At 53.9% G+C, this 19,441-nt stretch carries 28 protein-coding genes; 6 read left to right on the top strand and 22 right to left on the bottom strand.

What is annotated here, in order from left to right; translation table 11 throughout:
* Nucleotides 1-146 precede the first annotated feature (146 nt).
* Entirely contained in the window at nt 147-494 is a 348-nt protein-coding gene (locus AC1ROI_RS23590) for a hypothetical protein (RefSeq protein ID WP_020191003.1), read from the bottom strand.
* The gene (locus AC1ROI_RS23585; RefSeq protein ID WP_102599749.1) at nt 491-673 is read right to left on the bottom strand and encodes a hypothetical protein; all 183 of its coding nucleotides are present in this window, start codon (nt 671-673) and stop codon (nt 491-493) included. Before AC1ROI_RS23585 ends, AC1ROI_RS23590 begins: the two co-directional genes overlap by 4 nt.
* A gap of 190 nt (nt 674-863) precedes the next feature.
* On the opposite strand from AC1ROI_RS23585, the gene AC1ROI_RS23580 reads away from it, so the two are divergent.
* Nucleotides 864-1,556, top strand: coding sequence for a hypothetical protein (locus tag AC1ROI_RS23580; RefSeq protein WP_102599748.1), 693 nt, complete (start codon nt 864-866; stop codon nt 1,554-1,556).
* A gap of 89 nt (nt 1,557-1,645) precedes the next feature.
* Here the strand turns inward: AC1ROI_RS23580 and AC1ROI_RS23575 are convergent, their stop codons facing one another.
* The 3 genes from AC1ROI_RS23575 to AC1ROI_RS23565 are packed head-to-tail and all read right to left on the bottom strand — an operon-like array spanning nt 1,646 to nt 3,381.
* Nucleotides 1,646-1,999: a hypothetical protein gene (locus tag AC1ROI_RS23575; protein WP_102599747.1), complete on the bottom strand. Its 354-nt coding sequence runs from the start codon at nt 1,997-1,999 to the stop codon at nt 1,646-1,648.
* 35 nt (nt 2,000-2,034) lie between these two features.
* Nucleotides 2,035-2,298 (bottom strand): hypothetical protein, encoded by a 264-nt coding sequence (locus AC1ROI_RS23570; RefSeq protein WP_102616827.1) that lies wholly within the window; start codon nt 2,296-2,298, stop codon nt 2,035-2,037.
* A 12-nt stretch (nt 2,299-2,310) separates the two neighbouring features.
* Entirely contained in the window at nt 2,311-3,381 is a 1,071-nt protein-coding gene (locus AC1ROI_RS23565) for a hypothetical protein (protein ID WP_256580172.1), read from the bottom strand.
* A gap of 48 nt (nt 3,382-3,429) precedes the next feature.
* Between AC1ROI_RS23565 and tnpA the strand changes: the two genes are divergently transcribed.
* From tnpA to tnpC, 3 genes are all read left to right on the top strand, one after another.
* A complete protein-coding gene (gene tnpA, locus AC1ROI_RS23560; RefSeq protein ID WP_102599746.1) occupies nt 3,430-3,759 on the top strand; it encodes an IS66-like element accessory protein TnpA in 330 nt (109 codons plus the stop codon).
* Nucleotides 3,756-4,091: an IS66 family insertion sequence element accessory protein TnpB gene (gene tnpB, locus AC1ROI_RS23555; RefSeq protein WP_034149241.1), complete on the top strand. Its 336-nt coding sequence runs from the start codon at nt 3,756-3,758 to the stop codon at nt 4,089-4,091. Before tnpA ends, tnpB begins: the two co-directional genes overlap by 4 nt.
* An 81-nt stretch (nt 4,092-4,172) precedes the next feature.
* Nucleotides 4,173-5,699 carry an IS66 family transposase gene (tnpC, locus tag AC1ROI_RS23550; RefSeq protein ID WP_102599745.1) on the top strand — a complete coding sequence of 509 codons (1,527 nt, stop codon included), beginning with the start codon at nt 4,173-4,175 and terminating at the stop codon, nt 5,697-5,699.
* A 745-nt stretch (nt 5,700-6,444) separates the two neighbouring features.
* Here tnpC and AC1ROI_RS23545 read toward each other — a convergent pair.
* From AC1ROI_RS23545 to AC1ROI_RS23520, 6 genes are all read right to left on the bottom strand, one after another.
* Entirely contained in the window at nt 6,445-6,747 is a 303-nt protein-coding gene (locus tag AC1ROI_RS23545; protein ID WP_138985801.1) for a hypothetical protein, read from the bottom strand.
* Nucleotides 6,748-6,885: 138 nt separating this feature from the next.
* Nucleotides 6,886-7,167, bottom strand: coding sequence for a hypothetical protein (locus AC1ROI_RS23540; RefSeq protein ID WP_100226637.1), 282 nt, complete (start codon nt 7,165-7,167; stop codon nt 6,886-6,888).
* An 87-nt stretch (nt 7,168-7,254) separates the two neighbouring features.
* Nucleotides 7,255-7,491: a hypothetical protein gene (locus AC1ROI_RS23535; RefSeq protein WP_020191010.1), complete on the bottom strand. Its 237-nt coding sequence runs from the start codon at nt 7,489-7,491 to the stop codon at nt 7,255-7,257.
* A 287-nt stretch (nt 7,492-7,778) separates the two neighbouring features.
* Complete coding sequence (locus AC1ROI_RS23530; RefSeq protein WP_102599829.1) at nt 7,779-8,000, bottom strand: hypothetical protein; 222 nt, start codon at nt 7,998-8,000, stop codon at nt 7,779-7,781.
* 89 nt (nt 8,001-8,089) lie between these two features.
* Nucleotides 8,090-8,407: a hypothetical protein gene (locus AC1ROI_RS23525; RefSeq protein WP_102599830.1), complete on the bottom strand. Its 318-nt coding sequence runs from the start codon at nt 8,405-8,407 to the stop codon at nt 8,090-8,092.
* An 89-nt stretch (nt 8,408-8,496) separates the two neighbouring features.
* Complete coding sequence (locus AC1ROI_RS23520; protein ID WP_102599831.1) at nt 8,497-9,069, bottom strand: hypothetical protein; 573 nt, start codon at nt 9,067-9,069, stop codon at nt 8,497-8,499.
* Between the two features lie 369 nt (nt 9,070-9,438).
* Here AC1ROI_RS23520 and AC1ROI_RS23515 point away from each other — a divergent pair, with 369 nt between their 5' ends.
* Nucleotides 9,439-10,437: a DUF7007 domain-containing protein gene (locus tag AC1ROI_RS23515; protein WP_102599832.1), complete on the top strand. Its 999-nt coding sequence runs from the start codon at nt 9,439-9,441 to the stop codon at nt 10,435-10,437.
* 141 nt (nt 10,438-10,578) lie between these two features.
* Here AC1ROI_RS23515 and AC1ROI_RS23510 read toward each other — a convergent pair whose 3' ends face one another.
* The 5 genes from AC1ROI_RS23510 to AC1ROI_RS23490 all read right to left on the bottom strand — a co-directional run bounded on the left by AC1ROI_RS23510 (nt 10,579) and on the right by AC1ROI_RS23490 (nt 13,820).
* Nucleotides 10,579-10,809 carry a hypothetical protein gene (locus AC1ROI_RS23510; protein WP_020190740.1) on the bottom strand — a complete coding sequence of 77 codons (231 nt, stop codon included), beginning with the start codon at nt 10,807-10,809 and terminating at the stop codon, nt 10,579-10,581.
* Nucleotides 10,806-11,252, bottom strand: coding sequence for a hypothetical protein (locus tag AC1ROI_RS23505; protein ID WP_102599833.1), 447 nt, complete (start codon nt 11,250-11,252; stop codon nt 10,806-10,808). Before AC1ROI_RS23505 ends, AC1ROI_RS23510 begins: the two co-directional genes overlap by 4 nt.
* Before the next feature lie 175 nt (nt 11,253-11,427).
* Nucleotides 11,428-12,183: a hypothetical protein gene (locus AC1ROI_RS23500; protein WP_020190742.1), complete on the bottom strand. Its 756-nt coding sequence runs from the start codon at nt 12,181-12,183 to the stop codon at nt 11,428-11,430.
* A 97-nt stretch (nt 12,184-12,280) separates the two neighbouring features.
* A complete protein-coding gene (locus tag AC1ROI_RS23495) occupies nt 12,281-12,604 on the bottom strand; it encodes a hypothetical protein (protein ID WP_029615395.1) in 324 nt (107 codons plus the stop codon).
* A gap of 790 nt (nt 12,605-13,394) precedes the next feature.
* Nucleotides 13,395-13,820, bottom strand: a complete 426-nt coding sequence (locus tag AC1ROI_RS23490) for a hypothetical protein (RefSeq protein WP_146013516.1) — start codon at nt 13,818-13,820, stop codon at nt 13,395-13,397.
* A gap of 200 nt (nt 13,821-14,020) precedes the next feature.
* Here AC1ROI_RS23490 and AC1ROI_RS23485 point away from each other — a divergent pair, with 200 nt between their 5' ends.
* Nucleotides 14,021-15,124 (top strand): hypothetical protein, encoded by a 1,104-nt coding sequence (locus tag AC1ROI_RS23485; RefSeq protein ID WP_207235068.1) that lies wholly within the window; start codon nt 14,021-14,023, stop codon nt 15,122-15,124.
* Between the two features lie 167 nt (nt 15,125-15,291).
* Here AC1ROI_RS23485 and AC1ROI_RS23480 read toward each other — a convergent pair whose 3' ends face one another.
* From AC1ROI_RS23480 to AC1ROI_RS23455, 6 genes are all read right to left on the bottom strand, one after another.
* Nucleotides 15,292-16,782 (bottom strand): GNAT family N-acetyltransferase, encoded by a 1,491-nt coding sequence (locus AC1ROI_RS23480; protein ID WP_173678025.1) that lies wholly within the window; start codon nt 16,780-16,782, stop codon nt 15,292-15,294.
* Between the two features lie 251 nt (nt 16,783-17,033).
* Nucleotides 17,034-17,609 carry a hypothetical protein gene (locus AC1ROI_RS23475; protein ID WP_102650465.1) on the bottom strand — a complete coding sequence of 192 codons (576 nt, stop codon included), beginning with the start codon at nt 17,607-17,609 and terminating at the stop codon, nt 17,034-17,036.
* Nucleotides 17,610-17,761: 152 nt separating this feature from the next.
* Nucleotides 17,762-18,007, bottom strand: coding sequence for a hypothetical protein (locus tag AC1ROI_RS23470; protein WP_146013514.1), 246 nt, complete (start codon nt 18,005-18,007; stop codon nt 17,762-17,764).
* 105 nt (nt 18,008-18,112) lie between these two features.
* On the bottom strand, nt 18,113-18,550 hold the full coding sequence (locus AC1ROI_RS23465; RefSeq protein WP_102599807.1) for a hypothetical protein: 438 nt from the start codon (nt 18,548-18,550) through the stop codon (nt 18,113-18,115).
* Between the two features lie 90 nt (nt 18,551-18,640).
* Nucleotides 18,641-18,961: a hypothetical protein gene (locus AC1ROI_RS23460; RefSeq protein ID WP_102599806.1), complete on the bottom strand. Its 321-nt coding sequence runs from the start codon at nt 18,959-18,961 to the stop codon at nt 18,641-18,643.
* A gap of 135 nt (nt 18,962-19,096) precedes the next feature.
* The gene (locus AC1ROI_RS23455) at nt 19,097-19,420 is read right to left on the bottom strand and encodes a hypothetical protein (protein WP_102599805.1); all 324 of its coding nucleotides are present in this window, start codon (nt 19,418-19,420) and stop codon (nt 19,097-19,099) included.
* Between the last annotated feature and the right edge of the window lie 21 nt (nt 19,421-19,441).

Below are 19,441 nucleotides of genomic sequence, written 5' to 3'. Positions count from 1 at the left end.
CTTCTAACACTCGGCGGCCGCACGCGTGCCCCTCCTTAACCAAGCACCAGCATGAAAAAACCCCGGCCATCTCAAGACGGTCGGGGTGGGTGTCGCGTTCAAAAAAAGTTGAATTCCGGTCACCTGAAGTTTTGCGGGAACAGCAGTTACTCGTGCCCTATGGAATAGCCATGATCCAGCGATGGCCACCCTCTACGGGTCAGGATTCCATTGACGTCAATGTACCCTCCCGATTCGTTCTGCCACCGTACTGAGTAATACCGCTCACTCGAAGGCAGTTCAGCATCCATCGTGTACACGGTGAGTTTCCAACCCTCGACAGCCTTGGCGAACCCGGCATCATCAAGGCGTTGAAGCGCATAACGAGCCAAGCGAAAGGCCAACCCCTGAGTTATTACCTTGTCGGTGATATGCAGGTGATCTGGAAGCTTTTGCCCCACCATGGTGAAACGCGATTCGCCACGCTGGTAGACCTCAGTGACAACACTATTCATACGTCCTCCTGGGAGGCCGGGTGCTCTGAGTCCATCATGCTTTTGAAGTCGGCGGCTTTTTTCTTCGATGAAAAATGGTAGAGAACAGGATCCTCTGACGGATCCGCTTTGGTGTCTTCAACCATCCACGGTTTTTTCGGGCTGGAACTTGGGCGAAGCTGGAATCGCTCGTTTTGCATGGTCACATCTCCCTGAGAATTAACTTCGTACCAGAGAGATGCGCAACACTGGCTCAGAAATGGGCCGAGCCTCTTCCTGTACCGCCGGAAGAAGTCTCACGAGGTCAACGCAGAAGAGCCTCTTCGACGTACCGCGACACGCAGGCGTTTGCTACCCTTGCAAGTCATCGCCTGAGAGGAAATCGACTACATGAGCAGAACAAACGACTACGTTCACCAGGCGAGCGACCTACTGGCACGCATTGGTGTTTACCAGCCTTCAGAGGGCGTGTGGGCCTTCACTGACGTGGACACTGCCAGCCAGGCTTACATCCATCACTCCGCACAACCAGCTGCACTCGTCGCATACGCAGCCGTGAACCCTACGTTCGCTGCGGGACGATTTCCGGGCTGGACACTGGTAGATATGGTCGACAAGGTCCCCTGCATGGATGCCATCGAACATTCTGCCCTGGCGATGGTATGCGGCACTCCTGCACCGACCTTCCCTAGCGCCGAGGTGCGAGGGGAGATTTTCGGTCGCACGGCCTGGGGCATCGTTGAGAATTACGCGCTTGAAGGGTGTTTTGAGTGTGTTCGCGAATACGGTAGTGAGGGTAGCCACTTTACCCTGCGACCCCGTGGTTTCGACTGGGCAGGCGGGCTAGGCCCTATTCCTGAAGCACTGAAAGCTATGCGCAAGAGCTATCGGGCGATGACGCCACTGCAACAAGTGATGGTTCTGACAATCCTGCACTTGTTTCACCAGGGCAAGGATAAAGACTTTTTGATCGGAGGTTGCCCGACACGCGTCCTCGCCGCGGACGCTATGAGTATTCTGCGTGACAATGGATCAGCACTACCTACTTGGGGGCGGCTGGTGTCGCATTACGCGGGATGGTGATGAGGGTAACCGCCCTGGGTAACGCGGCTCCGTAAGTGATTCCTGAGTGGCTGGTGCGAGCCCGTATTGCCAGTGCTGCAAGAGGCACTTCAGGACCTGAGTTTATTCAACGCATCAGCGGCAAACAGCGATTCGCCCGAGCGGTAGAACGGCCAAAACATAAACCCGCATCGGTAGCGCATCGGTTGCTGGGCATCTTTCCCGGGTGCAACCTCGAGCCAATCACCCGCTGAACAATTCACATCGGCGATTCGGGCGTTGGCCAAATTTATTCTGCCCACGACCTGGTCAACCCATACCATGCGATCCGCCAACAATCCAACTGCCACGACAGCAGCCAGGCCGATCTTCACGACCGTGGCAAGGTTCGACTTTTTTTCCACTGTAACCATCGGCATTCCATTTTTCTGCGGATGAACCATGAGTGCCCGGAGCGCCAGCATTGAAAGGCAATCCTGAGCAGATTCAGGTCGCGATTCTACATTGATTCAGGCACCGGCGTGAGCATCAGCATGCTGCACGCTGATAGGTAGAGTTCGTCGCTGACCGCGCCTGCATGCAAACCTTTTTTAGGGAATGGGAACTGGGCGAATTTTCCGCCGCTGTGCGTGATGTGAATTACGCGCATCGACCCAGCACCAACCCGGCGTCCTTTTACCGTTTCCACTGCAAGTAATGGGTGATGCTCTTGCAGCGTGGCCAGGAGCCTCCGAGCAAAATGCGCTTCGCTATGAGTGGTCACCGCTGGGGGCTCCTATGATCGACTGTATGAGGGCGATATATGGCTCATCAGTTCATCGATTTCGCCAGCAGTAGGAGTGTATGCAGGCTCAAATCGGCCACTTTCACCGGCGAACACGTACTTTGAACAGAGGCATTCATCATGCGACTGGTCACAGTTCAAGCAAGGGGGGTTGCAGAGTTCGATCATTTGATCGATCGCCGTTGATGGGTCAAAGGGATCGTAGATATCAAGGTACGACGAGCTCTCCGCAACGATGTATTCGCCCCTAGCGAAACTCACAACGTCGTCTGTGCCTTCAAATTCCCAGTTCGACAAGGCTCTCAGGGCGGGCAAGAGCACCACACGACAGTAGTCGAATCGGTACTCCTCAAGGTGACACAAAACGCGCCCCTCCTCCTCCACCAAACTCTGAAACGAAATCTGCCCGTAGCGTTCGCCCAGACCTTTGTACCGGGCCGGGTTGATTCGAATATGCTTGAGCGCGTTGTTGATCCCGTCGACCAGTTCCATCTTCCGATTAGCAAGATAAGCTCCTGGAACTGAGAACTTTGCATCGAACGTCGCGACCAGATCTCTGCGGGTTTCTGTTATCCCGTCGGCCGCTCGCACTGCCTGCAAGTAATCAACGCTGTGAGCCAAGATCAGATTTGCACCGAACGCCTGGTGGAGCTTGGTCTCATTTTTTCTGACCATTGCCTCCAAATCGTCCTTCGCAGGCTCAAGGATGTAATTGATGAAATGTTGGAAATCTTCACATGCCTGTTCAAGGGTCGAGGTTTGCTGGACAGCCGCTGGCTCGACTTTTAACGAAGAGACCACACTTTGGGGGTTGTTGGATTTCTCGGCAGCTTTCAAATCTACCGACGCACCCGTAGCAGGTTCTGGGGGCCGCCATTCCAGCCCTCCACCAAACAATTTGGCAGCAGCGGACTTCGCACCTCGAAGGGTTTGATCGTGGCGTGGCAACTCCAAGTAAGCCGGACTACCACGGCGATCCAGATTGCAGTCAAGGGTGAATGGTTTGTAACCGTCCGGCCAACACACCTTCCTGATTGCAACGCTTAGGGCGAAGGTGTCCACCTGATTTTAAGTGGACACCAATTTCCAGCCTTTTTAAGCGGACGCCCCATGCCACAAGAACGTCGTTCCTATTCCAAATCCTTCAAGGCCCAGGTCATCGCCGAATGTGCGCTGCCTGACACTTCGATTGCCAGTGTTGCTCTGACCCACAACCTCAACGCCAATCTAGTTCATAAGTGGATTCGAGTGCATGAGCAGAAAAACCTGGCACTGCAAACTTCCTTTATTCCGGTCAAGGTATCGCCGTCGACATCGCCTCAAGCTCTTGCTGCCACAATCCGCATCGAAGTCCCTCACTTGAGGGGGGCGGTCGTTGTGAGTTGGCCGGCGGAAAATGCTGCGGCGTGTACTGCTTTTCTCCGCGACTTACTGCGATGATTCGCATCGATTCGATCTGGCTCGCCACCGAACCGATGGACATGCGTGCGGGCACTGACACCGCGCTGGCGCGGGTGGTGGCGGTGTTCGGTGCGGCGAAGCCGCATTGTGCTTATCTCTTCGCCAACCGCCGCGCCAATCGGATGAAAGTGCTGGTGCATGACGGCGTCGGCATCTGGCTGGCAGCACGTCGATTGCACCAGGGGCGCTTTTTCTGGCCGGGTGTCCGACACGGTTCAGAGCTTGAATTAGACGCCGAGCAACTTCAGGCCCTGATACTCGGATTACCGTGGCAAAGAGTCGGTGCCGGCGGCGTCATCACTGTGCTTTAAGTTCTGTCATGGCCAGCTCGCCAGCACAATTGTCCGATCAACCTATCGTCGCCTAATGCCTGCTCTGGCAAAATCAGCGGCATGACTTCCGCCCCGAATCTCGACCAACTGAACCCTGAACAACTGCGTGCTCTGGCCGCGCAGTTGATGCAGCGCGTCGAGACGATGGACAAACAAATCCACCATCACAAAACAGTCAACGAGAAACTGACCCATGAGATCGCGCTGCTCAAGCGCTTCAAGTTTGCCAAGCGCAGCGAACAACTAAGTCCTGCTCAAGCTAGCTTGCTCGATGACCTGATCGACACCGACATCGCGGCTATCGAAGCTGAACTTGAGGCACTGCAATCAACGCCGACTGCGGCCAAAGTGCGTCAGCAACCCAAGCGTGCGCCGCTGCCAGCGCAGTTTCCTCGTACGCTGATCCACCACGAACCGGACAACAGCCATTGCCAATGCGGCTGCGCCCTCAAGCGCATCGGTGAAGATGCCAGCGAAAAGCTCGACTACACCCCCGGCGTGTTTACCGTCGAACGCCATATCCGTGGGAAATGGGCCTGTGAGCAGTGCGAGACGTTGATCCAGGCACCGGTACCGGCGCATGTCATCGACAAAGGCATCCCTACGGCAGGCCTGCTGGCCCACGTTATGGTGGCCAAGTTTGCTGACCATCTGCCGCTGTATCGACAAGAGAAAATTTTCGGCCGAGCTGGTCTGGCGATCGCCCGTTCGACCTTGGCGCAATGGGTTGGCGCCTGCGGCGTGCAGCTACAGCCACTGGTGGATGCGCTGCGCGTAGCAGTGCTCGAGCATGGCGTGATCCACGCCGATGAAACGCCGGTACAGATGCTGACGCCGGGCGCCAAGAAGACCCACCGAGCCTACGTTTGGGCCTACGCAACCAGCCAGTTCGCCGACTTGGCGGCAGTCGTTTACGACTTCAGCCCGAGCCGCGCCGGCGAACACGCCCGAACCTTCCTGAACAACTGGCACGGCAAGCTGGTCTGCGACGACTTCGCCGGCTACAAGGCGAGCTTTGATCTGGGCGTCACGGAGATCGGCTGCATGGCCCATGCTCGCCGCAAGTTCTTCGACCTTCACGCGACCAACAAGAGCCAAGTCGCCGAAAAAGCGCTGCATTACATCGCCGCACTTTACGAAATAGAGCGTGAAGTAAAAGACCTAGAACCGGACATGCGGCACCGAATACGGCAGGAAAAAGCGGCTCCGATAATCGAGGCGCTACACGCCTGGATGATTGCCCAGCGCGAACTCGTACCCGAAGGGTCGGCCATCGCCAAAGCCCTGGATTACAGCCTCAAACGCTGGGTCGCGTTGATCCGATATCTCGAGGATGGCGCCGTGCCCATAGACAATAATTGGTGTGAAAATCAAATCCGGCCATGGGCACTTGGGCGCTCGAACTGGCTGTTCGCCGGGTCACTACGCAGCGGCAAACGTGCGGCTGCAATCATGAGCTTGATCCAGTCAGCACGGCTAAATGGACATGATCCGTACGCCTATCTGAAGGATGTTCTGACGCGGCTGCCCGCGCAGCGAGCGAGTGAGATTGAGGCGTTGTTACCACATCGGTGGCAACCGGTGTAATTACATCAGGTCGCGTCGTGGAGCGTTTATGAATATTCCGGCGCATAGTCCCAAAATCATCCACAAAACATGGTTTTTCGTAGCATTGGTTGCAATGGGGTAGATCTACGCCACGTACCGCCCTTTAGCGCCCCGAGACACCCTATAAATCCCCTAGCCTCCCTGTATCCCCCTCTCAAACACCCCATTTCCCCCCATTTAATCCGCGGGAACGGTAGTTACCCTGGAGATAGCGCCCCCTGATAACCCCCTATTTTCCCTAATAATCCCCGTAACACCCCATCACACCCTAATTATCCCTATATATCCCCGTAGCGCACCCCATTCTGCCCCTTCCAAATTCACTCGGGAGTTGTCGCTCCGCATTTGGTAGCAAAACTCGCAAAACTGATCCGAACTTATGAAAAATTGCGACGGAAGCCGGCCGCAAGCGATAGTCCCTGCTGTACCTGAAACCTCTTAAATCCCCGTCTAATGTAATTATACGGATCACCATTGTTTTTGAGGGTGGTCCTGTCACTACGACCCCATCATCTTGCGCGCGTAACATCCCCCTAGAAGTGGCGATGGTTAAAGGAAGCTATCAGTTGTTGCGCCATTTCCGACTTCGGGCCAGATGCCTTTGCCGGACGCTTACAATGGTTTGTCGAAGCGGTTAGCTACCCTGATGTACAAATTATCTCCGCCGATCGCCGCAACAAACATCACGTCACTCATGACAACACTCCTCAATGAAAAGTAGGACTCAGGCGCACTTGAACATGGTTGGGAGCGCCAACAGGTAGGCGATACCGGTGATTACCGCGGCCATGAGAGACAGAACGAAGTTCAACTGGTCTTTTCTACTCCACGTTCTGAAGCCGGTAGACACGTATTGATCGGTTGTCAGCTGGCCAGAAAACAACAGGATCGAGAAAAAAGTACTAAAGGCGCCTACGCCAAGAGCCGGGTTATGCCAACCAACCCAGAGAGAGACGAAAACGCAGAACGCCGCGACCGGCCAGAAAAAATGCCGAACGGCCGATTTACCCATTTCCTGATTACTCACTTATCTAGTTCCCCACCATGCGGGCGCAGAAAGTAGCGCCCCTCTACTGACTCAACCCCGCACGGGCAGGGATATCGGCGGGCTCTTGAACGGCGGCGCCAGGCACATCTGCTTATCCAGCGAAATACCGCTACCAGATCACCCCGCTGGCGCGACTAACGCCCCCGCAAGAACCATTTTTGCTCCTGCACGTTTAATAATTGGACCCCAGTCTTCTAGCGTATAAACCGGGCCGGTCTTTGATATCTGGACCCCCGCCTGCTCGCCAGCCTGGATAATTAGATTGGAGACCGTCTTCTTATCGATGCCGGTTCTTTCAACGAGTTTCACCAACGTCGCATCAGGAATGGCGTCGATCGCAGCTAGCACAGAAAGCATGCGCCGCAGGTCACCTTTTGGATAGCTCACAACATTGGTCATTGAACTGCTCTGAGGTGCGATTAATGCACCTATTCTAGACAGTGATAGTTGCCGTTGTCACGCTCAAAACTCGAGCGCAAACACGCGTCAGAACGGATCTTGAGGGGGGTATGCTTTCGACTCGGTTTCGTCCGGCGAATCATCCAGCCCGACGTTCATGAGGAGATGGAAGTACTCGTCGGCAGTTACCCTCGCCAAGGCTTCGTCTTCATGCCGGTCCATGAACCAGGGAAAATCGATGACTTCCTCATTGACCTCATCGGCGGGTACTCCAAGTTCGATAAGGCGATCGGCAACGACTGCAATCCATTGGTTGTACTGCATGGGTACTCCTGGCGCCATTGGCGGCATTACGCAACGGGTTAAAGCATCGTGGTACTGGCCTGCAATGTAAGCCACCTCTTGCGCTTCGCAAGCGCGTCTCCGCCGACCACACGAGCATCCCACTTCTAACCCGCGTTCGACGCCCAGGCAGCGGTACAGGAGCCCTCAAGAATCATTTGTTCAATCGTCACTGGTGTTTCCATGTGTCTGTAGCTCCGTGATCAGTTTGGGGGAGCAATCGCCACTGCCGGGGGCCGCGATAGGATCACTTACGAACCTATGTGAAATCAGTTGGGCTTACTGAGGCCTATCAACGTCATGCCGGGTTGCTGATTCACCAAATGCAGCTGCTGCTTATCGGCCTCATTCAGTTCCGAGCAATCCAGTCCCTGAAAACCAGCTTGGCCAAGCATCTTTGCAGCCAGGTTTGGATCGCCCAGCCGGGACGCCGCGGCGGCGGCGACAACGAATCCATGCTCAAAATCACTGAGCGGTTTGAGTGATGCCATCGTGAATCAGTCCTAAGTCTGGGTTGGTCATCTACGGTCGCAGCCCCGCAATCGCGGAGCTCGGTGCTGTAGGGTCAAGAAATGTGGATCTACACTGCTCTCTTGTGAGCATCGAGCCGCAAAAGGATCTGGCAAGCCGGGCATTCATCGTCACGGACCATTTCGCCTTCAACCTGATCAGGACACGAGCCGTTGAACGCGTGTGCAGTGCGGCCGACCGCAATGCCCTCCAGATCATGTACCAATTCCGCCGGCACAAGTGACGTAGTGGTACGTGGCAAGGCAAGCGCAGCACGCAACTCATCACGAACAGGCTTGGCAGCTTTGAATGCAGACGCCGAATGGATCATCTGTTGGTAAGCACGCTCAACCAATGCGCGAGCCAGGGTGATGGTATCGGGGGCCATTGTGTTTTTCCATTGTCGAAATGACTGTAGAAAGCAGACTTTAGAAAATCTGCTTTCGACAGGCCCCGGCGCACCAGGGCGTATTGAGTTCAGACAGTTTGACTGTCCTCCGTCATCACCACCTTTAGAGCTTCATCGAAAGGCAGGTCCAGCTCCTCGATGAGGTGGACGGCCTCACCGAAAATATATTCCTGCTCGCAGGAGCAGTCGAATTCCTCGAAGTCCTTGTACTCCATGTGCTCGACGCCTTCTGCCAGGTTGCGATTGACCTCGCGAACGGCTCGCTGGCCCACTGTCTCGGCAGCCCTCTTGATGGCCTTGATCTTCTGCGCCCACGTCGGTAGCGAAGCCTGAACTCCAATGGTCTCATTGGCCATTACTGACTCGCTGACAACGTTCGGTCCTGCCTGTGCAGACACCTGCGCCCCCTCGCTCGGTGCCTTTTGGACAATGTCGTTCCGGGTTTCAGATGTTGCGAGGATCCGCCCGCTTTTATGCCACTTATCAGCCGTCCCGCATGCCACGTAGGAGCCGACACAGCCATAGTCATGCCGGGTTGATGCACGATCGATCATGACGCGGTCGCCGCCACGGGTGAGGTACTCACCTGGCGCATCGATGATATCCGGGAGTGTGAACAGGGGGATGAAGTAGACGCTCATGTGTGCTTCCAAAAAGGTGGCTTTGGCGAAATCATAGGTGCGTTAAACGCACCTGTAAAGCCATTTCAGGCCCCAATATCAAATTCCAGGCCGGACCCCGACCGGCAGTGGGCACACCTGAAATTGGACGCGCAACCCCGACAGGCTCCAGTCACGGTGAAGCGGCATGAGTACGTTCATAGCAGGGGGTGACGGTGGCAGGGTTCAAAACCATCGATATCTGATAAAATGGCTACGCGCTTACAGAAAGCGCCCCGCTCGCACTGGGGAAGCCGCAATGGCGCTGTGAGTCTAGATTCGACCCTATTTGTAACTCCTTACGGGTTCAAGGGGCATGCGGGCAGCTCCTTGAATTACGGAGGAGTCACCATGAAAGTTATCCCAGCAAACCTGCCGACTACCAAAAGTTTGGCGAAGTCGCTATTTGAAAATCTCGTTGATTTCCTCGATCTAGATATTAGTTTACAACAAGGTTACGAGTTGTACGCTAAAGCTCTCGGCTATAACAATTGGCATGAGCTTTCGAAAGTTGTTCAGAAAGCTCATATACCTATGTACTTGGATCTATTACCCGAAAGTGAACAAGAAGATGCTCAAATTGTTATCTGTACTAGATTAGCAGCAGAATTAGGGTTCGATTATCTTCACGGGCGTGTCTTCAACGCCGCGGAAGCATCCGGACTTGGTTACAGCCCTAAAAAAGCATCTTCACTCAAAGAGATGGTAACTCCTTGGGGAATTTACTCTGAAAAGGATATTGTAGCACCAGGTATCATCTGGTATGAGACACCAAGCCATGGTGGATATTGGTTGTCACCGGAACGCCAAGTGCAAATGGAGAAAATCGCGGGCACAACCCAGGAATGGTTCGAAGAGGACTGTGAAGCCGCAAAAGTAGAGGCTGTCTTTAAAGAATTCTTCGATCAAAAATCGGCCGCTGCTAGGTTGAGGAAAACCTTTCCAGAACTCATGAAAAGGCTGTTCAATCTTTCCCCCGAGGAATATGACGCTCAGAGGCATTCCGATGCCCTCAAAGCTTTCAGAAGCCAACCTGATATTTGGTTTGTCGTCGACCGCCTGGGCTACATGAACAAAATCCGCGAATATTCAGCGTTTGGATATTTCGCCATGAAAGGCAGCGACGCTACTCTCTGGTTTGAAGATGGCAACAAGGATGCGGTAACAAGAGGAGCATATTTTGTTACCGCACCCTCAGATTTTGAATTAATGGCTGTAGGTGAGCCACTACCAACTTCATGCCTACCTGTTCCAGTAGAGAATGACCAAAATACAGATTCAAAATCATATTTCGGCGGTCGTCTTCACACGTTGGAAGACTTCATGATTAATCGACAACGCATTGTGTGAATTAAAGATCACAGTTCTTACGCGCAATGCATCATGTCTGGCGCACATAAAAAAACCCCGGCCTAGGCCGGGGCGGATACTACGTTAACACTGAAACAAATGTCATTTCGTTGCGCATGCCCTGAATGTGTTCTAACACCTTCAGGCGCGTTCGCTGCACAGTTGCTCGTAATCCACATAGTCGAGCAGCTTGCGCAATCGCTGAAGCTCGTTCAATTCGGACCACTCAACGCCACTGAAAAACAAACCCGCAACGTCCCCAGTTTCTATGAAGCAAGTGTCCTGGACGGCTCTGACGGCATCGTCAATGTCGTCAATCACTGCGGACGCAGCAAGAAGCTGAGCAGAGGCTTTATTGATGTCGAATTTCATGCAGGAACCCCTTGCTTAACCGCCAAGTTGCGCTTTGCAAGACACGCTCGAGCCTGCTCTTTCGCTTCTGCCAACCCTTCAGAATCCGAAGGATCTTCATCCAACCAATTTTCAGCGTCTAAGGCCTCAAGTGCACTGATGCCCTCAATTGGCGTGCCCGCCTCCTGTGACAAGTTGAAGCCAGCCGGGACAATGAGTTTCCCCGTCCGCTGCGGCGTTTTAAAGTCGAGCACTACCAACGTGCCCTCCTCGATCAGTTCCTGGACCGCAAGGCGCACCTCCAAAAACATTTGGCCTCGTTCCATCGGTGACATTTGCGCTTGAAGATCGTTAAGGAACTCGCCGTACCGGTAAGGCAACCCATCAAGTAGCAGCAATGCGGATTGCTTGATGCTGGTTTTAATCCGGTCAGGGGTATCGCCTTGAGTTTGCATAGTGGTCATCGTGAACATCTCCGTTGGGATTTAACTTCGTGGCAGGAGATGGCCAACAGCGACGCAGAAATTTGCCGGCTCGTCGTACTCAGGGAGCCTTCTTCGTCGGTGAAACATCCAGGGGTGTTACTGGCTTGGGGAAAGCCAGTGAAAAAAAACCGGCTTCAAGGGGCGGTTTTTGTGGTCAGGACAATCTGTCTATTGGTTCGCTCATATCGTTGCCAATTGTCACCTTGAAGGGGTTGTATTCCTCCGGCCGTAAGGCTTCAGCTGGCTCGTAGTCCTCGGGATACAACTCGGCACCGGTGGTGCTGCTTTTGGTGCCGGCGAGCTGACTAAGGAATGATCCGGCCATAAAAGCAATTGCGCAAACCAGAAGAGCCAGGAAGCCGATACTCGGAGCGTACGCTGTGTTGAGCACACAAAAGACTCCCAGCCCGCCGAGCGTGAAAGCAGGCACCTTCATCTCCGCGTTCTTGCTGTGCGTCAGGTGCAATGCCCCCGAGGCAATAATCAAGGCCAAGGCGATATAAGCAAACATCTCGTAGCCGAAGGTCAAGGTTTTGGTGCTGCCTACAAGGACGCCAGCGAACGCCAGTACGATCGTCACCAGGTGCTTCAGCGTCCAGAGTCCGCCAGCATTGCGAATGCCCTCCTCCACCGTCCACAGTTTCTGGATGGGAGCAGGCAGTTTCTGCCCTTGCGCGAGTTCAGCAATTAGGTCAACCGCGCTCACCGCGTAGGCCACATCGGCTTGCGAAGGATTATTTTTAACTGCTATTTGGCGCAATGCGGTGATAGCGCGTCCAAAGTCGGCGGGAGCCCTGCGCAATGCATCAGCGTTGAAGCTGAACAGATCTATCGTCTCTGGCGGCAGGCCCATGTAGTGCTCAACCAGCACTTCAGCTCTTTTGACTTCTGACTCGATGATCATCTTCATTGCGAACTCTCCTTTCGACTGAGGATATCCTACCGCACCAGGTGGAAATGCAATCTGCCCGTGCAGGCTGGCAGTTGGAGCGCATTTCACAGCAGCACTACCCGATCGGCTTGATCGATACCACATCGAAAAAACGGTACTTGTCCTTTTTGGCCAACGTTTTGGCCTCCTGCTCGGCATCGAACTGGCTCAACGTATCGGCATCATGAGTGAACTCGACGGTTTCACCCTCAAATTCCTTGCTGACAAGTAACGTCACCCGGAGCTTGGGGGACCGGGGTTTATGCTTGCTACCGACAACCCGGGGTTCCGACTTCACTTTTGTCGCCGGCGCGGGTGCCTGAGGAGTGGAAGGACTGACATGTGTCTCGGTCAGGCCTAGGGCCCGACGCATTTCGTCCTCGGTGAATCCGCTGCTCATTGTCAGGGCTCCCATAACTGAGTGGTGGCTGTCGCTCGATGTTGCCAGCGAGTGAGGCCTCAAGGTGAGCACGGACGCCCACCATTCTTTCAAACGAAATTTTGTGTTGCCGACCCACGTGGAAGACGGCACCGATTGGGTAGAGCCTCCAGGTGCACGTGCCAACTGGCCTTGAAACAGAAACCACTCGCCTTGTTCTGTTTGCTCGGGACCACATGCGACATCACGGATATGTCATCGACGGATGCAGGCACTGGTGCCGGTACCAACTTAACCAGGGATCGCTGACACAACTTGCAAGTAACCCGACCAGAATCGGTAGTGCAACTGAGATTGTGATTGTTGCGTCCACAGGCGACATCGCTGCCACCAGTTGAGTAGTGAATAACCAAACCGTAAAACTCCAACCTTTGAAAATTGCCATTTTATTTTCGCACACGTTTGTAGAGAGTGCAGATCCCTTCACCGGTCAATGGGGACAAATACTTCAAATCCGACGCATCTCGAAACTCATGTAGGTGTGGCAAGATACATACATGCGGAGTGGTTGTGCTGGCAGGGAGCTTTGTCAGCTTATTCAGGGTGACAGCTTAATCGGGCTGACTTTTCGCCCCACCATCACAACCACTCTGCACTGTCCAACCGCGGCGCCAGCGTGCAACGACCGCCGACCATAACGAAGCAACTGGAAGCCCAGGGCTAAGACTCTTTTATACCCCCCAAACAATGAAAAACCCCCAGCCTCGGCCGGGGGGTAGTGTTGCGTTAAAGCTGCGAAACGAGATGCTGATCAGTAGAATTCGACTTTGCAGCACGGACCGCTATCGCCACTGACAACCAGGTGATGCCTGAAGAGCCGGGCATTGCATGACATGGACGTTCGACCATTGGCGTTCAGAAGGACACGAAGCCTTACTTCACGCACAGGCGGCACTTTGAGCTCGTTCGCGTACCAGGCCGCCAGCGACTTTTCCAAAGTGCCTAACCATTTTGTGCCCGACTTGCTGCTCTCTCCATGGTAGATGTTGAAGTTCTCGCCGCGGCGGATGTTGAGGGGGACGCAGGCGCGACGCAGAGTTGGATGTCCGATCACGTCGTAATCGCGAAAGCCATATGCGGAGCGGTGAAGTCTAGTTTGGAACTGCTCGATGTTCGTAGATGGGGTCATCGTGTTTTCTCCGAGGAAATTGAACTGGTGCTCGGAGATGTCGAACAAGAAACAAGAACACGCCCTGTATTCGATATCAGAAAGGCTTTCGCAATTCATCAGCTAAAAGGCTGCTCGTAGCCTAAGACTCTGCCGCCATCCGGGAGTGCACGAACTTTCGAAAATGGAGTCCCGGCTGCTCGCTTTCTGGATTAACCGGTGGGCGGCTGGCCGCGATGCGAACGTATGGTCAGCTAGAATGAAAACAGGTGGTCAAGTCCCTGCATTTGCTCACCAATCATTGGATGGGATCTCAAAATATCAAATCGCTACCTGCGGAATCCATTGCGGGCATTGCACCCAACGATGATGTCGAATCAGTAGGAGGTCTGGCCATGCCTGTAAGCGAAATATCAAGTAGCGCTACAACGAGGCGCCCGATCCGTTTTGATACCCCAGACGATCGCGCTCGGGGTGCATACGCTATGCGTCAGAACGGATGTACATACTGCCAAATCGCTTCGTTCTTAGGTGTGAGCACCACGCGTGCACAGCAACTCTCTAGAAAAGGGGGGTGGCTACCTGATCAACCTGTTTGGTATGACGGCTTAGACAAGCCTTTGCCGACTCTTCTTCTCAGTGCCAATTTTACGGGGCGAGATCAGGTGTATCAGGCCGTTGAAAGCGGGGAAATTAAAATTCCAGGACTAGGACCGAGGCGTTACCAAGCGTTGCGAAAATGGCTTGGAATGGAGCCAGTTCAACCTGTTTGGTATGACGGTTTAGACAAGTCTTTGCCGACTCTTCTTCTCAGTGCCAATTTTACGGGGCGAGATCAGGTGTATCAGGCCGTTGAAAGCGGGGAAATCAAAATTCCAGGACTAGGACCGAGGCGTTACCAAGCGTTGCGAGAATGGCTTGGAATGGAACCAGTTCAACCTGTTTGGTATGCCGGCTTAGACAAGGCTTTGGCGAATCTTCTTCTTAGTGCCAATTATACGGGGCGAGATCAGGTGTATCAGGCCGTTGAAAGCGGGGAAATCAAAATTCCAGGACTAACGCAGCGCCGTTACCAAGCGTTGCGGAAATGGCTTGGAATGGAACCAGTTCAACCTGTTTGGTATGACGGCTTAGACAAACCTTTAGCGAAGCTTCTTCTCAGTGCGAATTTTACGGGGCGCGATCAGGTGTCTCAGGCCGTTGAAAGCGGTGAAATCAAAATTCCAGGACTAGGGCGGGGCCGTTACCAAAGTTTGCGGAGATGGCTTTCAAAGAAAGCGAGGATCGATTACGAATTGAAAAACGAAAATGAAAGCTCTGAAAAGGCAACACTGACATTGTTTGCCTTGCTGACTGGGGAAGGCTCTCTCTAGAGCACCGCCCGGAAAAAACAGGAAAGAAGAACACGCTTGCCTTGCAGGCATAGCTTGAGATAGCGGAGTTTCACATCAAAATCACCAGCGTAGCCAGCTGGTTGTACTCACCGGCAACGCGCCATATCGGGCAAAAAAAAACCACCCCGAGAGGTGGTTCACATCATTCAAAACAGATCCATAGTGCGACCTGGATCTCCTGCCTTTAGGGCCTCAGTTTTCAGCGACTGAAGGATTGCATCGTGCTCAGCGTTGCTGATCGATAAATGACGAATGTACGAACGCAGATCGATACCACCAAGATCGCGTTCCATCCGCTGCCAGAATTGCGCCCGGCGTGCCATCTCGTCGTAGTCAGCAGCCTTGCCCCTGGCCAACTTAACCATGCCTCTGTTCAGGTAGAACTTGGCACTGTCGGTTGGCGCAAGACCTTTGGCCATCTCATAAAACGCTTCATCGAACTCGTCCACGAAACAAATTGCATCCGCCGGGTCGATATCCATCTCGTCAGATTCTTCGTAGTAAACGATGTTTCGTTCCTTGCCTTCGAAGCGGTCACGGATCGTGCGCATCGCCGGGCGTTCAGGGTAGCGGTCCTTGTTGGTGGCTTCGAGGTAGGGGTCTTGCAGACCCAGTTCCAACGCAGGGCTTTGCCAGTCATCAAGCTTGAACCATCTCTGCTCTGGAATGATGTCTTTCTCCACAGGAGCGACATCCTCGATCAGATAGCGTTTGCCAAGGACACGGATCTCGTACCACTCAGTCAGCGCCGGAAAGGCGTGATCGAAGCCGTAGCTCAGTGACCAGGCGAAGTCGATGGCCAGAAGGTTCTTTGGCGTGATGAATTGGAAGGTGATCCCACGAAGTGTCTCGTTGGATTCCGTCTTCTCCAGTTCGCCGCGGAACATGCGCGCATCGTGCTCCTCTGCCCGCTCCTCTTCCAGCACATCCAGGGTCAGCAGGTACGCCATTGCATGTTCGTGTGACAATCCATCATTCCGACGTTGGTAGTACGCCTTCACATCCTCCATTCTTTTGATTTGCACGTCCCCAAGGTTCTGCATGATTGCCTCGGCCTTTGCTCCATGAAGCTTCAAGAACGACTGTGTGCACATCTGCAATTCGTCGCTTCGGCCCATGTCAAAAGTGTTCATCATTGGGTGTGGTTTGTCCTCCCCCCAACTCATGGAGACCTGCACAAATACAGTACCGTCTGCACGGAACCCAAGGGCTTCGTAGTAGGGAACCTTATCGGGATGGCAGCTCAAGCCGATAAATGAGTACTTCGACTTGATGCTTTCCAGCATTACTCTCAGAACGCCTTGCCGGCGGAAATCTTTTCGCACTGCGGCATAGTTCAACCCGCAGTCAGTAGAGCCAGGAGCGCTTAATGCGATTGCGAACCCTACGACGTCGTTCGTTGAAACCTCTTTGGCAACCAGAGCCTCAACGCATAGGCCATGAAACCCTGTTAATGCCTCCTCCAGATAGGCCCGCACCTCAATTTCCACCTGCGAGCTGCACAGGCTGCTAGTGGGCCCATACGGCTTGACCAATTTCTGAATCAAATCCGTGTAGTACAGCTTTGAAAGCCTCACAGCCTGGTCAATATCTCTCTGGGTTAACGAGTATGTGATGCTAAACAGTTGTTGGGCCATGCTTACTCCATTGTTCGTGGATCTGGTGGTGGGCAGGGTGACTTGTTGCCCTGGATATCAGCAGCCAGCAAGCCCAAAGGCGGCGGTAGTCGCATTTCCCTTCAGTCATCAACAACGACAGGACAATGCCTGAAGGCCTAAGGCGGTTGAGTAGTCCGCCCCTATCAGCTTGTCCCGCCACTCCTTGCATGTGCGCGAATTGTTTGCAAGTCAGGTGACGCTGAACGCCCGAAGTACCTGTGCTTCCTCGATCACCGGGCTTGTGGCGGAATTTCATCCTGAATGAACAGATGCTGCACATCACCACCCGGCTTTTGTAGATCTCCTGAGTCATCCGAATTCAGCGCTTCGCGGATACTGGAGAGTACCGAACGACCTAGAGTTTCAAGCGCACGCTGGTCTTGGCCACTAGGGTCGAGCATCTGGCACTCGGATACATGGTAGGCATAGTCGCCGGTCTGCGCTCCTGCGGGAGAAAGCTCAAGAAGGGTCGGCCACTCGTTGCACAAACGGTTTCCACACAGAACGCAATCCGTCGGGTCTCCCCGCCCTGCCGCTATCAGGTAGAGGCCGTTGTACCCGTCCGGATCTTGGTCCTCAAGGCGTACCACCTCACCAGTTCTCCGACGCTTGCACGAAAGCGAGTGCAACATGCTGGTAGTAACGTCCGCCACCAGCTTCGACACTGCTTCCGCAGGCATGCTGACCAGTGCATGCTGTAGCGCCACTTCCAGCAATGACTTTGGGTCGTAAATCGTGCCGTCAGATGAGAACGGACCTTCGACGGTCACTCTAGCCTCGAACTTTGTAAAGATTTCATCACTCATTTGCAGTGCTTCCCGTGAGAATCGTAAGTCGTTGAAAAGTATTGTGACCTTGCTCACCCAGGCTGCGCTTCCTGGTCGACGCGAAAACCGCTCCTCTCCTACTACTGCAAAGCCCGCGACAATGGCGGGCTGATGGTGCAACTGCTTTTCCGTTAACGATTCGAATTGTGGGCCGAGGGCTCATAGTGATAATCGCGGTACGACACCGCGGCGACGAACACAAAAGTGAAAACACCGGCGATCGCGGCTGCGTTGCGACCGACTCCGATCGGATCGATCGAATATCCGATGTCGAAAAGAAACCCTGCGCACAGTGTTCCCGCCACACCAAAAAATAGAACGCTGACGATCGTCATACCCACTGTCGCAAGGACATACGCTGATGGTGTTCCTGCCATGTCGGACTCCTTGTTGATTATCACTCGGACGCGAGAATGGCGCCCTTACGCCGGCCCACCCTCCCACTATGGCGGGGCACCGGTTTGCATGGTCATGTTCCGTATCTATCGCTTGTGGTCCAGGAAATTGCGGCCCTTCTGGCGCACCCTTTTAACGTGCGAAACCACAATAAAGCCGACCCAAAAAATGATCGAAATCCACGAGGCTACGCGCTTCCATTGAACTGTAAACACGTCACCACCAAGCAAATCGAAGATCCCGACGATCGCGAAAACAAACCAACCCATCGATACCGTCATGGCGACAGGACCACTGAAACTTCTCAGTAGCATTAACGCCAAGAGCTTGAGTCCGACCAAATACTCCTGAACAGCGGATTGATCACCGCCATCAGTGGCGGCCGCGTTTGTTTGCTCCAGGGTGACTTGAGCGTCGGGCTCAGAAGGTTCGGCCTTTTTGCCATTGAAAAGGTACATGAACGCACCAAACATCATGACCACAACCAAAACCGTTCCTGCCCATGGGGATAATGAAATATCCATCGCTGCTCCTAACTTTTCGGGCGGGAAAAGCCCCATCCCTCTACTGACCGGCCCCGCATAATGGCGAGGCTGGGGTGACCTGGTGGACTGCTATGCAGATAGGATCGGATTTCCTTTATGCATGTATACCTGCACGAGAAGCGGATGTTCTTGCTCCATCGTTTTGACAGTTATGCGGGCTTGTCGATACGACTTCAGCAGCTGTTCATTTTTTTCTTTCCAATCAGCCGTTGGCCCCTTCCACAACTTCCACCCGCGAAGATTTGCGTGCTTGATACATGCGTCATTTGAAGCGGCCGCAGCGTATCGTGCAGCTTGATAGTCGGCATAAAACTGGCGACGCTGATCTTCTGTGTATAACTCGCGGCTTAGCTCCAGGTTGGTCATTGCTGCCGTCGCTAATTTGGACATACCTTTTTTCCCGTTTTCGATTTTTACCGTGCCCGCCCCCACGAAATTTGCTTCGCTTGGGGTGTATCGGACTGTTGAAAGCCGACTTGAGAAAATAGGCTTTCAGCAGGGCCAGCGAACTGGCCGCGGGGTAAGTCACTCAACGCGACTCAACCACTCCTGCACTACCGCTGGCACATCTGGATCTTCAGTCGCCATGAGCGACTCAGCGAGGCTGCCCTCGCCGATTTTCTCGAGGAGCTCGAACCACACGCAGCCATCCCAATCATCACCTTCGTCTTGATGCTGCAACGCAACTTCTGTTGCAGCGGCTTCGGCCAATGCCAAGAGGTTGGCGTACCCCGCTGCGACCAGAGACTGGTCCCGTTCTTCCTCATTGGCTTCGACATAGCGAATGAGCGAGTGAAACAGCACACCAACATCTTCTAAATCTTTGCTGCGATCGTTCGACTCAATCATGAAGGCTTTCCCAGTAAGTGA

Source organism: Pseudomonas sp. GW823-FHT02C02, assembly GCF_058797635.1.
Note: the sequence above shows the minus strand (reverse complement) of the source record. Positions and strands in the feature narration are given on the sequence as shown.

Bases quoted from the DNA above. Each gene is read 5' to 3' on its own strand.
- AC1ROI_RS23590 (WP_020191003.1), bottom strand. From the start codon at position 494: ATGAATAGTGTTGTCACTGAGGTCTACCAGCGTGGCGAATCGCGTTTC.
- AC1ROI_RS23460 (WP_102599806.1), bottom strand. From the start codon at position 18,961: ATGTCCAAATTAGCGACGGCAGCAATGACCAACCTGGAGCTAAGCCGC.
- AC1ROI_RS23480 (WP_173678025.1), bottom strand. From the start codon at position 16,782: ATGGCCCAACAACTGTTTAGCATCACATACTCGTTAACCCAGAGAGAT.
- AC1ROI_RS23575 (WP_102599747.1), bottom strand. From the start codon at position 1,999: ATGCTGGCGCTCCGGGCACTCATGGTTCATCCGCAGAAAAATGGAATG.
- AC1ROI_RS23520 (WP_102599831.1), bottom strand. From the start codon at position 9,069: ATGAGCGTCTACTTCATCCCCCTGTTCACACTCCCGGATATCATCGAT.
- AC1ROI_RS23525 (WP_102599830.1), bottom strand. From the start codon at position 8,407: ATGGCCCCCGATACCATCACCCTGGCTCGCGCATTGGTTGAGCGTGCT.
- tnpB (WP_034149241.1), top strand. From the start codon at position 3,756: ATGATTCGCATCGATTCGATCTGGCTCGCCACCGAACCGATGGACATG.
- AC1ROI_RS23495 (WP_029615395.1), bottom strand. From the start codon at position 12,604: ATGAGCAGCGGATTCACCGAGGACGAAATGCGTCGGGCCCTAGGCCTG.
- AC1ROI_RS23585 (WP_102599749.1), bottom strand. From the start codon at position 673: ATGCAAAACGAGCGATTCCAGCTTCGCCCAAGTTCCAGCCCGAAAAAA.
- AC1ROI_RS23475 (WP_102650465.1), bottom strand. From the start codon at position 17,609: ATGAGTGATGAAATCTTTACAAAGTTCGAGGCTAGAGTGACCGTCGAA.
- tnpA (WP_102599746.1), top strand. From the start codon at position 3,430: ATGCCACAAGAACGTCGTTCCTATTCCAAATCCTTCAAGGCCCAGGTC.
- AC1ROI_RS23580 (WP_102599748.1), top strand. From the start codon at position 864: ATGAGCAGAACAAACGACTACGTTCACCAGGCGAGCGACCTACTGGCA.
- AC1ROI_RS23540 (WP_100226637.1), bottom strand. From the start codon at position 7,167: ATGACCAATGTTGTGAGCTATCCAAAAGGTGACCTGCGGCGCATGCTT.
- AC1ROI_RS23510 (WP_020190740.1), bottom strand. From the start codon at position 10,809: ATGAAATTCGACATCAATAAAGCCTCTGCTCAGCTTCTTGCTGCGTCC.
- tnpC (WP_102599745.1), top strand. From the start codon at position 4,173: ATGACTTCCGCCCCGAATCTCGACCAACTGAACCCTGAACAACTGCGT.
- AC1ROI_RS23515 (WP_102599832.1), top strand. From the start codon at position 9,439: ATGAAAGTTATCCCAGCAAACCTGCCGACTACCAAAAGTTTGGCGAAG.
- AC1ROI_RS23530 (WP_102599829.1), bottom strand. From the start codon at position 8,000: ATGGCATCACTCAAACCGCTCAGTGATTTTGAGCATGGATTCGTTGTC.
- AC1ROI_RS23465 (WP_102599807.1), bottom strand. From the start codon at position 18,550: ATGGATATTTCATTATCCCCATGGGCAGGAACGGTTTTGGTTGTGGTC.
- AC1ROI_RS23505 (WP_102599833.1), bottom strand. From the start codon at position 11,252: ATGACCACTATGCAAACTCAAGGCGATACCCCTGACCGGATTAAAACC.
- AC1ROI_RS23455 (WP_102599805.1), bottom strand. From the start codon at position 19,420: ATGATTGAGTCGAACGATCGCAGCAAAGATTTAGAAGATGTTGGTGTG.
- AC1ROI_RS23500 (WP_020190742.1), bottom strand. From the start codon at position 12,183: ATGAAGATGATCATCGAGTCAGAAGTCAAAAGAGCTGAAGTGCTGGTT.
- AC1ROI_RS23535 (WP_020191010.1), bottom strand. From the start codon at position 7,491: ATGCAGTACAACCAATGGATTGCAGTCGTTGCCGATCGCCTTATCGAA.
- AC1ROI_RS23470 (WP_146013514.1), bottom strand. From the start codon at position 18,007: ATGGCAGGAACACCATCAGCGTATGTCCTTGCGACAGTGGGTATGACG.